We start from the raw sequence: 19,040 nt of genomic DNA on the forward strand, positions 1-19,040 counted from the left end.
TCCGAGTTCGCTTTTTCCACCATTCAACGCACATCGTTTGTCCGTTCTGTTCTCCTACTAATCAACGTAGATAAATTCATTCAGATTCAAAATCAAGTTACACAATGCTACAAGAGCACGCCGATGAGCATTACCGTCAGCAGCGGTCTCAACCGCTGCGGTTTTACCCTCGGTAGTCAGCAGCAAATCACGAAAACTAAGACCGGCAACCCAAGTCCTGAGACCCACATAGCCGGCATGATCGATAGGTCGGGGATCAACGGCGGTCATCTGTGGTTCGTCGGAGTTATCGATCCAGACTTGCAGCTTGGCCCCAGCCAGTTGAATCCGAATTGGAATCCATTCGCCGGAACGAATTGGCAAATCAGCAAACGCCAATGTGGTTTCCGTCTCGTCAATTCGCTGCAAACGCACCTGTTGTCGTTCAGGCAAGAACAGCAGTTCATAACCATCGAACAGTTCACCGCGAGGTTGAGCCCGAAAAATGACACTGGCAACCTCGGCATGAGGATGCAATAGGATTTGCAACTGAATTTCACCATCGGAGAATTGCTGTTTTCCCCAAAGAGCGAATGGTCCTCGTTCTGACCGCACCCAATGAATCCCGTCGCCGCGGGCCGGCCAATCGCCGACAAAATATCGCCATCCTTGACGAGGTCCCGCCAGGTAATGTTCTGCTTTGTTCAACTGCATAAAACTGCGATGCAAGGCGGAGGGTAATTTCGGCAGCAGCGTTGGCGTCGCTGCCGCAGCTTTGCAACGGGCGTATTGCGAACGAAAATAATCGACAGCCACCGATGATTCTTCATCCGTCGGCAGCCTTGCGAAGGCAAACGCATAAGCATCCCGAACAAGCCGGACCGGATCCTGACTGGCAGAATGGGCCACCAACTGATCGGCAAAGCGATTGGCCTGTTCATCCATGAAATCGCTATTCAATAAGGTCAAAGCTTGTGGCGCCACGGTTGTCGTATCGCGGCGACCAATCGGTTGTTCGCTACTGGCAAAATCGAATGACTCCAAAATCGGAACTTGCAATCCGCGTTTGGAGAATACGTACAAGCTTCGTCGACTACGTTCTGCCGTGGTCGACCGTCCCCAACCACGACCCGGCATCGATTGGCTGGCAATCACATCCGCTGGAAGATTTGGAAAGACGCTCGGACCTTTCATTTCCAAATTCAATTGACCACTCGTCGCAAGAATTGCATCTCGAATTGCTTCGGCCTCTAACCGACGAAGATTCTGACGCCAGAGCAATTTATTTTTCGGGTCGATCAATACGGCGGATTCATTCTCCGCTCCGGAAGATTGTTGATAAGTATAACTCATCAGGATCAACCGATGAATGGATTTCAGGTTCCAGTCACCATCCATCAATTCGCAGGCAAGCCAATCAAGTAACTCAGGGTGCGTCGGTCTAATTCCGGTCTGACCAAAGTCATTGGGAGTGCCCACAATCCCTGTGCCAAAATGATGTTGCCAGAGACGATTTACGATAACACGAGCAGTCAACGGGTTTTGCTTATCTATCATCCAATCGGCCAAGACGCGCCGTCGACCAGCCGTGTTGGCTGACGTCGGCTGGATGCGATCCCCAACCGATTTCCCATCGGAGAGAACTTCGATAAAGCGCGGCAATACTTCCTGAGCGGGTGTCTTGGGATTGCCTCGGATTAGCACATTGGTTTTCGCCACCTCGGGCCCTGCTTCACGAACAGCCAGAGCCTTCCCCTTTCCGGAAGGCAACGGTGCAAAGATAGTCGACTCCGCTTCCTTGCTGTCATGTTTCACGTAGAATTTGACATTTCGCATGAAAGCAAGCGTCGCGTAATAATCTTCTTGTGAGAGCGGGTCAAACTTATGATCGTGGCAACGACAGCAACCCAGCGTTAAACCGAGAAAAGCGGCGCCTGTGGTAACGACCATATCGTCGAGTGCGTCGTATTCAGCTTGAACTGAATCATCTGGCTCATCGTCCCAAACTCCCAGTCGCATGAATCCGGTGGCAGTGATCGAGTCATCAGTGACAACATCCAGTTCATCACCCGCTAATTGCTCTCGCACGAATTGATCAAATGGCTTGTCGTAGTTCAACGCCTCGACTACGTAATCACGATACCGCCAGGCAAAAGGCTTGCCATCATCACGTTCGTAACCGTTTGATTGAGCAAAGCGGACGACATCAAGCCAGTGCCGCCCCCACCGTTCTCCGTATTTTGGCGATGCAAGTAATCGATCTACTAAGCGTTCATAAGCATCGGGCGCTCGATCATCAACAAACTCAGAAACTTGCGCCAGGGTCGGTGGCAATCCGATCAAATCGAAATAGAGCCGCCTGACAAGCACACGGCGTTGAGCAGATGGCGCGGAGTTGAGTCCGGCTTCCTTCAACCGAGCTTGCACGAAGCGGTCGATTGCGTTTCGTGTGGGGATGATCGAGTCGAGTTGACGGGGTGGCAAATCCGCGCGTCGAATCGACTGGAACGACCAAAACTTTCGATCCTTCGCCGTGATTTCGAACTTCGTTTCTGCGGCAGGCCGCAGCGCCTGATCGTCTGGCCAAGGCGCGCCCATCTTCGCCCAGCGGATGAGAGTTTGGATTTGTTCATCCGCCAGCCTACCGTCAGGAGGCATTTGCAAGATGTCATCTTCATAATGAATGGCTTTGATGAAGCGACTCTCAACAGGATTACTCGGTACGAAGGCAGCGCCCGAGTCACCGCCGCGCAAGAACCCCATCAACGAATCAAGCCTCAAGCCACCTTCTTGCTCCTCGGATCCGTGACAACCCACACATTTTTCGACGAGCAATGGTCGAACATCGTTTTCGAAAAACTGTAATTGTTCGGTCGGAATTCGTTTTGGTTCGGTTTCGTCAGCGCACAACATTGTCACGACCGGCGTCCGCATTACCCCGACGCATGCGATGACAAACGCCACAAAAGAAATGTGATTACGGTGGCCGATCCAATCAATTCTTTTATTTTTCACGATCCAATCCATCCACAAGAATCACCGACAGATTACTCGTTCGCTGTTTAGCGTCGACGGCAATCGTAATTCGGTGTTTGCCGACGGGAACTTCCAGGTCGATCGTTTCCGACGGGGAAAGCTGTTCGTCATTGAACCAGAGCAACAATCCTGAGACATCGTCAAGCTGCAATTGATGTCGTCCGGGTCGATCCGTTTCGAACGCGTATTGCAAGAAAACGCGTTGATCGTCGGGCGCGATGGCATTGCTAGGCAAGTCGATAAGCCGCATTGCACCGGCGACCAACGAGTAACAAGGGCTCCAATCAAGTTGATTGTCAGCCTCGGCTGCATGTTTAATTCCTCGCAGCCGCAGCATGCGAGAGTTCGCCGACGTTGAATCTAGCGCTCGCCATGAACGCAGATAGGGTCGGTTTGAGACGGTGTAGGCGCCACCGACCTTGCCTAACTCACTTAGAAAACGCACCAGATCAACGACCTCTTGCCGTGTTAAAGATTCCATTAACGACTCCGGCATTAGACTACCGCCATCGACTCGATCTTCAATCTTCTGTAATGGAATGGTGAAAACCTGATCTTCGGCATTTCGCAGAATCAAATCGGTATCGGTCTCACGAAGCTTAATTCCTGTTAGGATTTTGCCGTCATCCGTTTCAACAATTTGAGAATGATAGTTTTCTTTGATCTTCTTGTTAGGTTCGAGCAGCGACTCCAATAGGTAGTCCGGTTGGGCGCTCGCACCGATGCTGACGAGATCGGGACCGACTTCGCCACCCGCGCCACCGATGGCGTGGCACTTTTGGCAATTCAAATTAGCCCGACGAAACACCTGTTCGCCTCTGGCAGCGTCTCCGATCTTCCCGACATCGGATAATAGCTCATCTTTTTGTTCAGCGGTCAATCGCCATCGCGTCTCATCGACGCGCCCCGCGGCGCGTAAAGCGGCGTCAAGTTCAGGCGAATTTAGCCCGGAACTGCCGACCGTTCGGAGCGCAAGCATCGCGGCATCGCGTGTAATGGTCTGCCCGGCTAACTGGCGCACCAACAGATCTGCGGCTCCCTTTTGAGTCAACATGGCCTGCAAGGCCAGGGTCGGATCAACTTCTTCCACCTTCAACAATTCTTCCGTGAGTCGCTTGACGCCTTCGGCTGGCTGAAGCCGGATCATGGCAGCCACGGCCTCGACCTGCAACGGATCTGATTTTCGACAGAGCTGATCAAGCACGTCCTTGCATTGCTCGCCGCCAAGCTCTGAGAGGGCAAGAATCGCTGCAGAGCGTTGCTTGGTTGGCTTGCTAGAATCAGCTGCAATAGAAATCACATGCTCCTCCATCGGACTCAACTGCCAGGCCCCCACGGCTTTCACAAGACTCGCTGACGCCTCAGTATCCTTGGCAAGGTATTCCTTGAGAAAAGAAAGATCGCCAGCCGGCATTACATTCCGTTGCCGTTTGGCGGCTACCAAAGCGTCAAGCAATTCAATTCTCGATTCTCCACGAACGTTTGGCGCCAGAGCGGCTTCCAAGACATAACGCAATTCGGATCCCGCTCCGATACGCGCCATGACCTTCAGCACATTCCGCGTGCGTTGTGGATCCAGTTGGCCGGAACTCAATAACTCCATCAGAATAGGCACCGCGTCGGATGACTCGATCGCCTGCAAAGCATAGGTTAGATGAGTCGCGTTGCCGTCGAAATCGATTTCACCGCGTCGCAAAGCCGGCATCCAAACTGGCTCTAAATCACGAGCAGTCTTCCAGAGGCAGAAATTCAGGAACGAATCACGAGGCAGATCGAGTGCACGCATCGCCACTTGGCAGGCATTCGGATCCGACAATCGACTCAGCGCACGAACAGCTTCAAGTCGGACACGAGGATGAGGATCAGCAACCAGTGGTGCCAACCAATCGATCGGATCTGATAGACGGCTGTGCCAATGATAGATGACTCGCGTCGCACCGGCTCGTAGACGACCATCCTCGGATGCCAAGACTCGAGCGAGCAAACTGGAATCAGGCACATCCAGCGTCTGATAGGCCCAAAGCGCTTCCAAACGATTCTGATCATCGTCTGCGGACAAGTCATCTACCCACCGCCCCAAGGCCGGCAGCACATCCTCCAAATCTTTGGACTTCAAGATTGTTCGGGCACTTTGCCGCTGCCATGGCTCATTGGAACCCAAGTAGCTGACCAGCTGTTCGGTGGGCATATCGAGCATATCAACTCTCGGAACCAAGGGGCGTCCTTTCGCGGTCACCCGCCAGATCCGACCATGAACGTGGTCACGCCGTTCGTCTCGAAAGTCGACTTCACCATGTTGAATGATCGGGTTGTACCAATCTGCAATATAAATCGCTCCATCGGGTCCCATTTTGACGTCGATTGGCCGGAAAGCGACGTGGCGGGTCTTTATCAGCTCATCCATTTCCTTTGATTTGAAACCGCTGCCGTCCTCGTTCACAACATAACGACAGACACGATGTGCTCGAAAATCATTGGCGATCAGGTTGCCTTGCCAATCATCTGGAAGATGAGATCCACCCACAACGGCCAAACCACATAATTTCGGCTTGCCCGGATTCAAACCTTTCATAATTTGTTGGGCGTTGGGCGAAGTCACGCCAACAAATCCAGGGAAGACATAGACGATCCCATCACCACCAGCACCATCCGTCTCAAAGGTTGCACCCTGTCGATCCCAAGCGGTTCCCCAGGGATTCACTAATCCAAGTGTTAAAGTCTCTAATTCCATGGTGGACGGTCGAAAAGTCCACACGCCGCCTCCATTCATCCGCCGCACTCCGTACGGAGTTTCGATATGCGAGTGAATGTAGATCGATTGATTCATGTGCATGAGTCCCTCCGGACCCCAGCGCAGAGTGTGCAGGATATGATGAGTGTCCTCCGTACCAAATCCCGACAAAACAACACGTCGTTGATCGGCACGCCCGTCACCGTCACTGTCGCTCAAATGCAACAACTCGGTACTGTTCGCCACGTAACAACCCTGGTCACCCGGCAAGACACCAGTTGGAATCAACAAACCATCAGCGAACACGGTTGTCTTGTCAGCTTGGCCATCCTGATCCGTATCTTCAATGACCAAAACCTTGTCATTGGCCGCTTGTCCCGGACGAATCTGGGGATAGAGCTCACTGGAAGCCACCCAAAGTCGCCCCTGCTCGTCAAAATTCATTTGAATCGGCTTGGCCAAGAGCGGATTTGCCGCGTAAAGATTCACTTCGAATTCCGGATCAACTTGCAATTGCCGACGCTCAATTTCCGGATCGGGAACGGGAATGTCGGTCAAATTGCGTTGTGCGACGGCAAGCGTTGGAAGCAGGAAAAGAATTAACAGAGGTTGAAAATATCGGAACATTCGGCTGATCGTCCGTTGTATCGAGATGAATTATCGAAATGAATTATCGGTCGGCTATTCGATGCGGCGGAAGCGATAATGATGAGTTTGGGGCACACGAAGCGTGGCAATTTCTTGTTCCTTTGATTCAATCAACGGATCGAACTGAGAAATTTCAACCGCATTGTTACCCTGTTCGTGTTTACGAAACAGGAACAGGTAGGTCTCATTTTGTGGACGCCAACGGTGAAAGTACAATTCATTCTTTTGGTTGATCGTCTCTTGCAAACGATTTGCCTGCTCGATTTCTGGCCCTGAAACAATCGCCACACCGTTTTGCCAGCGTTGCTGATCAGCGACAGTAATCACGCCGCCATCAATCGCCAGCTGATACTGTCCAGGAGGAAGTCCCTGGACTGTCAACGTCCTTTCCGCGTGAGAATCGGCATTCGTTATTGGTGACGGCAACATCACGTCAAGCACATCAAACTGCAATTCTTGATCGGCGGCAGAAACATCTGTCACCATAGCTCCTTCGGCTTCGATCGATTTCGCCTGCCAATCAGCGACAAGCCGCCGTTGCCGATCGGGCCAAGCAAAGCCTGCTTCGAAAGCGCGAGCCGCGACCGCGTAACCGTGGGGCGTCAAGTGCATGCCGTTATCAGTCAGCTTTCGCTCACTCGTTGGCTTCACCAAAGCATACAGATCAATAAAACCACAACGACGATCTTCAGCCACCTGACGAATCGCGTCGCGGTAGAGCGAGATACGCCGATTCTGCTCCGTCGGATCGGGCAGCGGAGAACCGAGATTTTCTTGCCGCACCGGCGAAAGGAGGGCAATCCGAGCCCCCGTACTGGACAGTGTGTCGACAAGCAGGTGCAGTCCCTGCACAAACTCATCGAGTCCCGCTTCTCCAGCAAAAGCTTCGTTTGTACCGTAACCAACGAGAATCAAATTTGGCTTTTCTGCGAACACATGCGTTTCAAGATGGTCAAACCCATCGGCAACCGTTCCAAACCGCGCTCGGGCGTGACCGAATACCGTATCCCCGCTCCAGCCTAAATTCCGAAACAGAACATGTTGATTGGGAAAACGCGTGGTCAACGCCTGCTCAATCAGCCCGTATTTTTGTGCCCGTTCGATGAGCGTGCTACCCACAAACAGGACTCGGTCTCCTGATTCCAGTTGTAGCGGTCCGGTACCAAAAGACACCGAAGGCCGAACAACCTGGACCTTTTCGGCCAAGCGAACCTTTCCCCACGGATCTGTCTCCCCGGCCGTGCCAAGACGATGAACGGGAGTCCAGGGTGTGCGACGAATGATGGTAGGATCCCAAGTCCCTGCATGCTGAACTTTCGCTTCCCAGCGATCGTCGGTAACGATTGTTTGCGATCCATTTTCGGATTCAACCGATAACTGAGCGAGCAAACCAGCGGGACCTGCATCGGTGTTACGGCAGCGAACGTAGATCGTATTCTCACCGTCTTTCAGAAGTTCCGAAACATCGTATCGCTCCTGTTCTTCCCAATCGTCGCCCATCCCAACCAGTCGCCCATTAATCCGAACGAGATATTGATTGTCACAGGTAATTATCAATTCGCCCTGCTTCGGTTTCGCCAATGAGAATTGGTACTGAAACTCGCAACGCCCCGCTTGAGCTTTTTCATTCCCGCCGGGGGTACCCCATATCCATTGAGCGGTTGGAACTTCGCTCGCCGTCCCCATGGCGGGCCAACAGCAAACACAAAACAAAAGAAGAAAAATAATCCGATCCACGTTGAGGCTCCTGCGTTTTTTTGACCGACCTATTATGGCCGACCCGCCGTCAATCTTCAATTGATAAGTGACCGAAGATGGCAAGATCGAACAGATCGGTTCGCTTGCAGCAACGGTCGTTTGGAGTCAGAATATTGCCTCCCAGAGCATCAATTTTCCTTTGCAAGAATTATCAGACCTGGAAATAATTTCAATGAGCGATCGATTATTCTCCGTTGCGGACCAAGTCGTTGTTGTGTCGGGTGGGAGTCGGGGCATCGGCAAATCCATTGCAGCCGGATTCGCTCAGCGATCGGAACATGTGATCGTCACCGGCCGCAACGAAGAAGTTCTACAGAAAACAAAAGAAGAGATTCAAGTAAAGCCGGAGAGCGTAAGCACAGCCATTTGCGATGTCTCCGAAGCTGATCAAATTCGAAACTTTGTCGACCAAGTTATTCGTGACCACGGACGGATCGATACGTTAGTCAACGTCGCGGGGGTCAACCGCCGAAAACCGGCCCTCGAGATAACCGATGACGACTATGATTTCGTTATGAACATCAATCTCAGGGGCGCGTTTCAACTTTCACGCGAGGTTGGCAAGCATATGGTCGGGCGAGAATCTGGCAGTCAGATCAACATTACGTCCCTCAACAATGATCGCCCCTTGCGTAACGTGTCGCCCTACGCGATGAGTAAAGCGGCAATGGGGCAAATGACCAAAGCGTTGGCACTGGAATGGGGGCCGCATGGCGTGCGGGTAAACGGCCTGGCTCCGGGATTCATTCTGACTGACTTGACTCAAAAATTGTGGTCCAATCCAACGATGCAGCAGTGGGGAACCAGCAATACGCCTCAACGCCGCATGGGTGTTCCCGAGGACATGATTGGTACAGCCATCTTTCTCGCATCACCAGCTGCAGCTTTCATGACCGGTCAAGTTCTTTACGTCGACGGTGGTTTCACGGCGGGCTGGGCGTGGCCGATCGACGATGATAACGCGTAGTGGCCAAGCTCTTTTTTGCACTCCCGACAGTGCGGTTTTCCACCGTATTTCCCACAGTCTTTGCCAACTTCCTTGCCCTCGAATCGCATCGACTGGCTGCTTCATGCGTATAATCACGAGGACTTTGCTTTTCAAGCAACTCACCTGCACCACAGCTGGGACGGATCGTTCCCGTGATCCGATAAACTTCATGAATCGCCTACTCGCTATCGTCATCATTACACTTTACCTGCTTCCCACACAGCTCACCGCGGACTCGGCAACGGGCCAGCATGGCATGGTCGCAACCGTCCAGCCAATCGCAACGGACGCAGCCTTAAGAACCTTTCAATCGGGGGGCAATGCGGTCGACGCTGCCATTGCAGCGGCACTCACACTGGGTGTGGTGGATGGACACAACTCGGGGATCGGCGGTGGCTGTTTCATTTTGATTCGCAAACCCGATGGAACTCTGTTGGCCATCGATGGTCGAGAAACAGCCCCGGCACTTGCCACACGAGACATGTACATGCGAGAGGGTCGCGTCCGCCCGGAACTCAGTCGAACGGGCGTTTTAGCGATTGGCGTCCCCGGTGCGTTGCAGGCCTATGAACGGGCACTCACCAAAGCAGGTCGTCGCAATTTATCAGAACTGCTGTTACCCGCGGCAGATATCGCCGAAGCCGGTTTTCCGATCGACCGCGTGATGGCCCGCAACCTGAAGGGAACAGTGAATGACTTGGCTCGCTTCCCAGCAACCCGAGAGATTTTCCTCAAATCGAATGGTGCCCCCTACGAAGCGGGCGAACCCTTGATTCAATTGGATTTGGCCAAGACCTATCGGGAAATCGCTAAACATGGTATCGACTGGTTTTACCAGGGCCCCTATGCGAGAAAGGTCTCCTCCTGGATGAAGCAAAACCAAGGCTTAATCTCATTCGAAGATTTCCGCAACTATCAGGCTCAGGAAACCAGTCCGATTCAAAGCACTTATCGGGGTTACCAAATCGTCGGCTTTCCGTCACCAAGTTCTGGCGGGATTCACGTCGCACAAATCTTAAACATCCTGGAGAATTTCCAGCTTCGTGATCTCTACGAATCGAATCAAACCGTCTTCACCAATGTGATTGCCGAAGCGATGAAGCTTGCCTTTGCGGATCGTGCCTACTGGTTAGGAGACGCTGATTTCGCCCAAGTACCGCGAGGATTAGTTACAAAAGAATACGGCAAGGAATTAGCCACTCGCATCAAACCTGACTCCGTCATCCAGGTCTCAAAACATGGCACGCCTCCAAACTGGGAAACCGATTTTTTTCGTCGCCACACGACACACATTGCAACCGCAGACGCGGAAGGTTATTGGGTCGCGATCACGGCCACCGTCAACACATCATTTGGCTCGAAGGTCGTCGTGCCGGGAACGGGTGTCGTTCTGAACAACGAGATGGACGACTTTTCGAGCCAACCAGGTACACCGAACGCATTCGGACTGGTCGGCAGTGAAAACAATTCGATTGCCCCCGGAAAACGTCCACTTTCCAGCATGAGCCCCACCATTGTTCTCAAGGATGGTCAACCCGTAATGACACTCGGCGCGGCTGGCGGCCCCAAAATCATCACCCAAGTTGTCCTGGGAATTGTGCGTGTAATCGATTTGGGATGGTCGATTGATCAGGCCGTCGGCGGCGCAAGATGGCATCACCAATGGCTGCCAAATCGTCTCTTCGTGGAAAGCGCGTTCCCCGGCGAAGTGCTGAGCGCCCTTCGTGAGCGGGGGCAGGTGGCTGAACGATTGAAACACGGAGGCGTGATGCAAGCCATCTTGCGCTCACCCAACGGCAACTTCCACGGAGTCAGTGACCCGCGTGTACCCGGAAAAGCCGCCGGCTGGTAGAGACGCACCTTATCGGGGTCGGCGGGCAACAGCTTCCGCAGCCTTCATGACACGCATCATATTGCCACCGAGGATCTTTCCAATTTGCGCGGCAGAATAGCCTCGATTCAATAATTCCTGAGTGATGCGAGGGTAGGTCGAAACATCCTCCAACTGCTCGGGCACCGCGTCGATGCCATCATAGTCCGAGCCAATACCAACGTGATCAATGCCGGCCACTCGCACGATATGATCGATGTGATCGACCACATCATGAATTGAGCCGACATCCATTGGGTGGCGGCTCTCCCAGCGTTTAAGGAGTCGCCCCACCTCATCCTTCGGCAGTCCTTGCTTCACCAACCGTTCCTGGTACTTTGTCCGTTCAACACTGCGTTGGGCTGACGAAGGCACGACAAACGATGGATAAAAATTCACCATCACGACACCCCCATTTTCAGCCGTCAACCGCAAGACGTCATCCGGAACATTTCTAGGGTGATCCGCAATGGCGCGAGCCGACGAATGCGAAAAAATGACCGGTGCTTGACTAACGCGAATCGCATCTTTCATCGTCTCAATCGAGACGTGAGAAATATCCACCAACATACCCAGTCGATTCATCTCACGAACAACTTCTTCCCCAAACGCATTCAAGCCCTGATGTTGAGCATCATCGGTTGCCGAATCGGCCCAATCAAGGGTTGAGGCATGCGTGAGTGTCATGTAGCGGGCGCCGGCTGCGTGTAATTGCCGCAAAACATTAATCGAATTCTCGATGCAATGACCTCCCTCCATTCCGATGAGAGAGGCAATTTTCCCCTCGCCTTGAATTCGTTCGATATCCGCCGTTGTCATCGCTAAAGCAAACGTATCGGGATATGTTTTGATCATGCGTTTAACGAGATCGATTTGTTCGAGCGTGGTAAGCAACGCCTTCCCCTGTTCACCCACCTCGACTGGCACATAGACCGACCAAAATTGTGCTTTCACGCCACCGGATCGCAAGCGAGGAATGTCGGTGTGCAGTTCGGGCTGATCCTTGGAAATGTCTAACTTTTCAAATGACGGCATTCCGCGTTCACGAAACTGCCAGGGCAAATCATTGTGACCATCGAACAGATTGGAAGCCTGATGAATTCGACGAGCTTCTTCCGAGACTTTGATGGGCTCAAGTTTTTGCTTAGGCAGATCACCCTGCGCCAGTTGTTGCCAGGCCCAACGATACAAATTGCGGGTATCCACGTAGCGGGCATCGCTAGAACTGGAGCCCAAAACAACCAGCACGAGTTGCCGACCATTCCGTTGAGCCGTGGACACCAAGCAAGCACCTGCGGCGCGCGTGGTGCCCGTTTTAACGCCAGCGTAACCATCGATTTCCAAGAGCTGGTTCGTATTCTTCCACAACAGGTTCCGCGAATATCCCGTCGTGGCCTCGACGGTTACCCCATATTGGCGTGTGTCGACGATCTCACGAAATCGGGGGATTTGCAAAGCCACCACGGCCAGCTTTGCCAAATCTCTTGCGCTGGCTTGATGGCCAACGGCCGTCAAACCATGCGGATTGAGATAGCGTGTTTCACGCAAACCAATTCGATCTGCATATTCATTCATACGACGAATGAATCGACTGTAAGGGTCCCCATCTCCGGGCAGCAACGCTCCCACGTGCTCGGCCAACGCCACGGAGGCGTCATTTCCGGACGGCAACAACAATCCGTACAACAGGTCGCCAACAGGCAGGATTTCTCCCGCCCGCACGCCTGACGTGGAGCCTACCGTATCATCGGCACGTTGAGAAAACGTAATTTCTTGGTCGAGCAATGCAGGGTTTTGAGCCACTTGCTTGAGTACAGCGAAGCCCGTCATTATTTTGGTGGTGCTGGCGGGATCGAAAGGTTGACGAGCCCGGTAGCCCGCAAGTAAATCGCCGGAGGCAGCATCCACGATGGCCCAAGCTTTGCAGGTAACAAATGGGGGTCCCGCCAAGCTATCTTGCTGATCTCGTGGCAACTTTCTTGCATTGACTTCCGCCGGCTCAGCCACCGATCGCTCTTCCATTTGCAGGCGACCCAGCGATTTCCAAGTTGCCCTGTCCAGCTGACCGGATGGCGTTAGCCCCGCGCTGACCTGCAGTCGAATAACAGCCGCTTCCGTGCGAGGCCCAAAATCCCCATCGACCGACAGATCCGGCGACGGCTGAAGGCGTGTATTGAGCGTTCGTTGCACCGCTTCGACCAAACGTCCATGAGCTCCGGAAGCCAGCAGCGTCACACCGGGCTGATCGGCTGGCGTGGGGTTGAAGTGCTTGTAGATCTCTAACGCAAGATTTCCACAGAGAACATTCGCCGCATTATCATCGCGCCAACTTCGATCCTGATTGGCGGTGGTAAGGAGACAAACGGCAAGCGTTCCTGCTGGCGACTGAATCAATCCAGCATCGGTCCGACTCTGCGCGACCGCGCCCGTTTTGTGAAACAAAACGGCTTCGGCAGGTAAGGATCTCGCCATCTTGGTGCGATCATCACATTTTTTCAGGTGAGCCAACATGGCTTCACAGGCCGCTTTGCTCACCAATTGGCCTTGATCCAACATCTCGAGCAGCTGAACCATTTCTCGAGCGGTCGTACTCCCCAAGCCAAATTGACGGCTGCGTTCCGGATCAATCGAAGTCTCACGCAGGTAGACCTTGGCATTGATTCGTGTTTCAGGACAACCCAAATCTTTCATGGTCTGATTGGTTGCTCGCAACCCGATCTCATCCAGGACTAGATTGGTGGCAGTGTTGTCGGACTGAGAGATCATCAACCCAATCGCATTCAACAGCGAGATCCGCGTGCCTGGTTGAAAATACTCAGTTAACAGGCCTGATCCGGGCACCTTATCCGAGGCTTCCAAAGTAAGCCACCGCTGTAGATCGAGTGCACCTCGTCCCGCTTGGCGATAAACCTCGATCATGATCGGAAATTTGATCAAACTCGCCGTCGGCATCACACGATCCGCCTGGTAAAAGTAAGACTCCTTCGTCAGCAGGTTTTTCACACCGACCGAAACTTCACCCGGATAATCTTCCATCAACGATGCAAGTCGATCGGCCAGGGGCATTTCCGCTTGAAGCTGGCTGCACACCATCAAAACGGAACAGACCAAGATCAGCGATCTTCTCATGCATCTATCTCCTCTACGGGGCATTTCCATTTGGCAATCGGCGGGTCCACAACCCATGCACTCGTTCGGCGACGGGCTGTTTTCCGTGACGGTAACAACCGTTATTTTACCGTAAAATCACAGTGGCCAGATCACATTCTCGTGCACGAGCTGGGCCCCCGTACCGTTACCGGCGCTCGTCTGACAATGACCGTCGACGACAGTCGCTCCCGTAGCAATATCGCTTGACAACAGCGCGGCGCCATCCATATCGACATAGTCCAGCAGCGGCAACAATTGCGCAATGGCCGATATGCCTACCGTCGATTCTGTCATACAACCGACCATTGCCTTGAGCCCCCGTTGTTTTGCCTCCTGAATCATTCGTCGAGCCGGCGTTAGTCCTCCACACTTGACCAACTTGATATTCACTCCGTGGAATCGATCGGCACAGCGTGCAACGTCTTCCGGTCGAATGCAGCTCTCATCGGCGATGATCGGTAACACCGAGTTAGAATAAACTTGCCGATGTCCGTTCCAATCATCTGCGACAAGTGGTTGCTCAATAAACTCAACGCCAAGTTCGAGAAGTCGCTGGGAGTTCGTGATCGTTTCGGCCACTGTCCAACCGCAATTGGCGTCAACGCGAAATCGAGCGTCCGTGTGGCGCCGCAGCTCCTCAACAATTTCCAGATCTTGGGAGGTACCAAGTTTGATTTTATAGATCGGCCAATTCGGGGTCTCCTTGAGCTTTTGCACCATCACATCGACGGCGTCAATACCGATCGTAAAATTGGAGACTGGAACTTGGTCAAAATCACATCCCCAGAGTTTATAAAGAGGCGCGCCCTGCAGTTTTCCGGCAAGATCATTCGCGGCCTGATCAACGGCACAGAGAGCAAAAGGGTTATCGGCTAATTGCGGACTGAGCAAATCCCACAACTGCTCAGGCTCCGTTGCCGAGTGCCGCTCAATCTGCGACTGCAGCCGCGAAAGTTGTTCGGTCATCCTCGGAATGGTTGCATTGTAATAGGCGTTGGTCGTCGCTTCACCAAAACCGCATTGCCCGTCCTGTCGCAGCTCAACAATCAAGGTCTGCTGCACGGAAATCGACTCCCGCGAGATGGTAAAAACGTGCCGCAAAGGCAGCTCGAATTGGTGCAACAATAATTTCACGCGATAACTTCCGCTTGCAAATCCTGCACGGCTTTCACCAAATCGTCAGGTCCATGTCGAAAAACGTCACAGGCAGGTACACCCAGCTCGTCTTGAACCCGGCGACGTTCCACGGCGGCGGCTTTCTCACTGAGCAAACGAGAGTTCATCGCAACGCCGATCACGCGACACGGGTGCATCACATTGGCCATCGTCTCGTAGACGGTCTTCAGATGACTGAGCGAAGCGAGTGAAATGTGCTCCATGCTATGCACACCTTCTCGGCCAGCCTCGTAGCACATCACCAGACCATGAGGTAGACAGCCATGTAACAGGCCAAGAGTGACGGCTGAATAGCGCGGATGGGCGAGACTCCCCTGACCTTCGATCAAGAGCATTTCGTGATTTTGATTATTGATAATTAGCTTTTCTGCTGCGCCGCTAACAAAGTCCGACACGACGCAGTCGATGGGACAACCTTCACCCGAGATCAAGATGCCGGTCTGTCCGGTCGCGACAAACTTTGCATCGCATCCTTGCGCTTTCAGCGCTAATGTCATTTCGATCGCAGCAACCATTTTGCCGACACAACAATCGTTACCAACCGTCTGAATCCGTAAACATTGATCGCTGATTCCAACTCGATTAGCCACATCATGTTCTTGATTGCGTCGCACATCGATCAGCCGGACACCCTGTTGCTCAGCGGCCAACACGAACTCGGGATCATCCGACAAAAAATCGTGCAACCCGGAAATCACATCCATTTTGCGGCGAATCGCCTCTAAGACAATCGTTCGCCAAGCTGCGGGAATCCGACCACCAGCCGGTGCAATGCCGATCATCAACGCGTTTGCACCGGGCACATCATCGAGTGTTCCAATCACGGGAGTTGCAGCGCCAACGCCCAATAGCTCGTCAGCCGACTTACCCACCTCTGTCGTATCAAACAAGGCCTGAACCTGGTCGGCACAATAACGGAGCACGCTCGAAGCTGTTTTCGCCGTAATCGGATTCGTGTGACCTTCCGTGAGAACTACGAGCTTACGGTCAGTGTGAGTATCGACTAAGTGCGACATGAGATAGTGCTTTCAACTGCGACGGTTTCGATCTTGAAGGCTCCATTGGAATCCACGCTCACTCATGCGGTCAAGAAGCCCTCCTGATCAATTACCTCAAATACGTAACCCTGCGGATCACGAAAAAAGAAGCGTTCGAAGGGAGTCGCCCGCTCGGGCTCCATTATCTCGGCCCCATGCGCTGACAGCCGTTGCTTGAGGTCGCTAAAATCGGCATTGGGATGAAAGAAAGCAACATGCCGGCCAAATTCACGCTCGCAGGCCGAGGGCTCAAAATCCGGCACGTACAGCAAATGCAATTGCTGATTTAAAGCGATATCCAGCCAAGCCGCTTGGCTTTCAATATTGTCTGGATGATAAATCTTGGTCCAACCCATCGTTTGGCAAAAAAAATCGGCGGTGGCGACCACATCCCGCGTGGCCAACGTTAGATGTGCAAACGTCACTGTATTCAGCTCCTTCCGGCAAACCATGAAGAGAGGTGCTATGGCAGCAGTTCTAGCAGGCAGCTCCCACCGATGCCAGCATGTGTGCCATCCTCACCATTGAGTGGCGGTTCGCACCAGCGCGGAGAAGACAATCTGACAAATCGTGTATCACCGAGCATTTCAAAGCGTTGGAGTTGAATCAAGTTGCAGCCCAGCGTAGCATTGCGATCCGACCAATCCCGCCTGCTGCCTCACCAAATTGGAGCCGAGATGAGCGACCCGTTGCAATCGTCGACCGCCGATCCAGAAGCTGGACCAATGCCGCCCAAGTGGCGACCGATTGGAAAAGTGCTGCGACGCGTGCTAGGTGTTTTGGTAGAAAAAGCCAAAACAACTCCAGACGCTTACCCGATGACCCTCAATGGCTTGACAAACGGCTGCAACCAGAAAAGCAATCGGGATCCAAAAATGAATTTGGAACCCCACCAGGTAGAAGACGCCCTGGAAGAGCTAAGACATCTTGGCGCAGTCGTCGAAATCGCAGGGAGCGGTCGCGTCGCCAAATATCGTCACATGATGTATGAATGGCTGGGCGTCGAAAAAGTGGAAGCCGCCGTGATGACCGAACTCCTGTTGCGAGGCACCCAAACGGTTGGTGAACTGCGTGGTCGGGCCGGACGCATGGATCCCATTGCTGACGTCGCCGCTTTACGGCCAGTGATTCAATCCCTGATCGACAAGAAGTTGATGATTTCGCTCACCGCGGAAGGGCGCGGTCAATTAGTTACTCACGCACTCTACCTGCCCGAAGAGCAAGAGAAACTGCTAAAATTAAACTCGGCACAAATATCAACGAACGTCTCTCCGATTTCTCCCGCTGCCCCGCCAAATTCACCGCCCCCCGCGACGACGATTCAGGCGAATCCCGGCGAAGAATCAGCTACAATCGGAGAGTTGCGTCGGGAAGTCGATGATTTAAAAACAGAAATCGCCCGCCTCAAGAGCGAAATTAGTGACATTTGGTCCAACCTCCGCTGACTTTCCGATGCCTTCCATGCCTATGGTTTAGGCGGTAGCACAATCCTTGGCGGTCGGCACACCTGATGCCGAACCCGTAGCCCACACCTCATTAGCCCACACCTCATTAGCCCACACCTCATTAGCCCACACCTCATTAGCCCAACGGATGCAAAACCATGAAACGCGCTTCCTCGATTGCGATTGGCCAATCCATTATTGTTTTCAGCCTGTTCATCACGGCAACCGTCTGCTGCGGCGCTGAAGCGACCACGGACACCAGCAAGGCCGATTCTGATTTCCCCATCCAGGGCGAGTACACCGGCACCGTCACGCTCGATGGTGAGGAGCAAAAGGTGGGCGTCCAGATCATCGCCAAAGGCGATGGAAATTTCGATGCCGTCGGTTACATCGGCGGGTTACCCGGTGCCGGATGGAATGGCTCTGAAAAATTCCAAGAAACAGGCAAACTTGTCGGCGATCGCCTCGTCATCAAAACTGAGCATTCAATGGCAGTGCTTAAAGACGGCAAGCTGTCAATCGAATCGCTCGATGGCAAAGATGTGGGTTTGCTAGAAAAAATAGCACGCAAGAGCCCCACACTGGGCATGAAACCGCCCGCGAATGCGACAGTCCTGTTTGATGGCTCGAACGTTGATCATTGGAAAAATGGCAAGATGACCGACGATGGCAAACTAATGCAGGGTACTACCAGTAAGCCGACTTTCCAGGACCATCAATTACACATTGAATTCCAACTGCCTTACCAACCGAAGTCTCGAGGCCAAGGCCGCGGTAACAGCGGTCTTTACCTGCAAGGACGCTATGAAGTGCAAATGCTTGATTCGTTCGGCCTGGAAGGCAAGAACAACGAGTGCGGCGGGGTTTATTCGATTAAAGCCCCCGACGTCAACATGTGCCTGCCCCCGCTCAGTTGGCAAACCTATGACATCGATTTCATTGCCGCACGCTACGACGACAAGGGAAAAGTCACAAAAAACCCACATATGACCGTCAAGCACAACGGAGTTGTGATCCATAAGAACATCGAATTGCCACACCACACCACGGCGGCACCCATGAAACCGGGAAACAGCCCCGGTCCCGTTTATCTCCAGGATCATAGTAATCCTGTTCGATACCGAAACATCTGGGTTGTTCCTGTTGATCAGTAGTGGCGGGAGTTGTCATCGTCAGTTGTTATCCAACTCGTTAAAATCATTGGACCAATTGAGATCGTCGG

Annotated in this window: 11 protein-coding genes; 4 read left to right on the top strand and 7 right to left on the bottom strand. The window is 53.0% G+C overall.

Annotation, left to right across the window (positions count from 1 at the left end):
• Positions 1-57: 57 nt before the first annotated feature.
• From P8N76_08600 to P8N76_08610, 3 genes are read right to left on the bottom strand one after another with little or no spacing between them, the layout of a single operon-like run.
• Positions 58-2,994, bottom strand: a complete 2,937-nt coding sequence (locus P8N76_08600) for a DUF1553 domain-containing protein (GenBank protein ID MDG2381721.1) — start codon at positions 2,992-2,994, stop codon at positions 58-60.
• Positions 2,984-6,373: a HEAT repeat domain-containing protein gene (locus P8N76_08605; GenBank protein MDG2381722.1), complete on the bottom strand. Its 3,390-nt coding sequence runs from the start codon at positions 6,371-6,373 to the stop codon at positions 2,984-2,986. Before P8N76_08605 ends, P8N76_08600 begins: the two co-directional genes overlap by 11 nt.
• A 54-nt stretch (positions 6,374-6,427) precedes the next feature.
• Positions 6,428-8,131: a GDSL-type esterase/lipase family protein gene (locus P8N76_08610; protein MDG2381723.1), complete on the bottom strand. Its 1,704-nt coding sequence runs from the start codon at positions 8,129-8,131 to the stop codon at positions 6,428-6,430.
• 193 nt (positions 8,132-8,324) lie between these two features.
• On the opposite strand from P8N76_08610, the gene P8N76_08615 reads away from it, so the two are divergent.
• The gene (locus P8N76_08615; GenBank protein MDG2381724.1) at positions 8,325-9,119 is read left to right on the top strand and encodes a glucose 1-dehydrogenase; all 795 of its coding nucleotides are present in this window, start codon (positions 8,325-8,327) and stop codon (positions 9,117-9,119) included.
• Between the two features lie 190 nt (positions 9,120-9,309).
• Positions 9,310-10,992: a gamma-glutamyltransferase gene (ggt, locus tag P8N76_08620; protein MDG2381725.1), complete on the top strand. Its 1,683-nt coding sequence runs from the start codon at positions 9,310-9,312 to the stop codon at positions 10,990-10,992.
• A 9-nt stretch (positions 10,993-11,001) separates the two neighbouring features.
• Here ggt and P8N76_08625 read toward each other — a convergent pair whose 3' ends face one another.
• The 4 genes from P8N76_08625 to P8N76_08640 form a co-directional block, all read right to left on the bottom strand.
• Positions 11,002-14,139, bottom strand: a complete 3,138-nt coding sequence (locus P8N76_08625; protein MDG2381726.1) for a membrane dipeptidase — start codon at positions 14,137-14,139, stop codon at positions 11,002-11,004.
• 117 nt (positions 14,140-14,256) lie between these two features.
• Positions 14,257-15,294, bottom strand: a complete 1,038-nt coding sequence (locus tag P8N76_08630) for a dipeptide epimerase (protein ID MDG2381727.1) — start codon at positions 15,292-15,294, stop codon at positions 14,257-14,259.
• Positions 15,291-16,352 carry a DUF1611 domain-containing protein gene (locus P8N76_08635; GenBank protein ID MDG2381728.1) on the bottom strand — a complete coding sequence of 354 codons (1,062 nt, stop codon included), beginning with the start codon at positions 16,350-16,352 and terminating at the stop codon, positions 15,291-15,293. The genes P8N76_08630 and P8N76_08635 overlap by 4 nt, the downstream gene beginning before the upstream one ends.
• Positions 16,353-16,414: 62 nt before the next feature.
• The gene (locus tag P8N76_08640; GenBank protein MDG2381729.1) at positions 16,415-16,798 is read right to left on the bottom strand and encodes a VOC family protein; all 384 of its coding nucleotides are present in this window, start codon (positions 16,796-16,798) and stop codon (positions 16,415-16,417) included.
• Between the two features lie 252 nt (positions 16,799-17,050).
• Between P8N76_08640 and P8N76_08645 the strand changes: the two genes are divergently transcribed.
• Positions 17,051-17,818 carry a YceH family protein gene (locus P8N76_08645; GenBank protein ID MDG2381730.1) on the top strand — a complete coding sequence of 256 codons (768 nt, stop codon included), beginning with the start codon at positions 17,051-17,053 and terminating at the stop codon, positions 17,816-17,818.
• A gap of 158 nt (positions 17,819-17,976) precedes the next feature.
• The gene (locus P8N76_08650) at positions 17,977-18,972 is read left to right on the top strand and encodes a DUF1080 domain-containing protein (GenBank protein MDG2381731.1); all 996 of its coding nucleotides are present in this window, start codon (positions 17,977-17,979) and stop codon (positions 18,970-18,972) included.
• Positions 18,973-19,040: the final 68 nt, after the last annotated feature.

It is taken from the genome of Pirellulaceae bacterium (assembly GCA_029243025.1).
Classification (GTDB): Bacteria; Planctomycetota; Planctomycetia; order Pirellulales; family Pirellulaceae.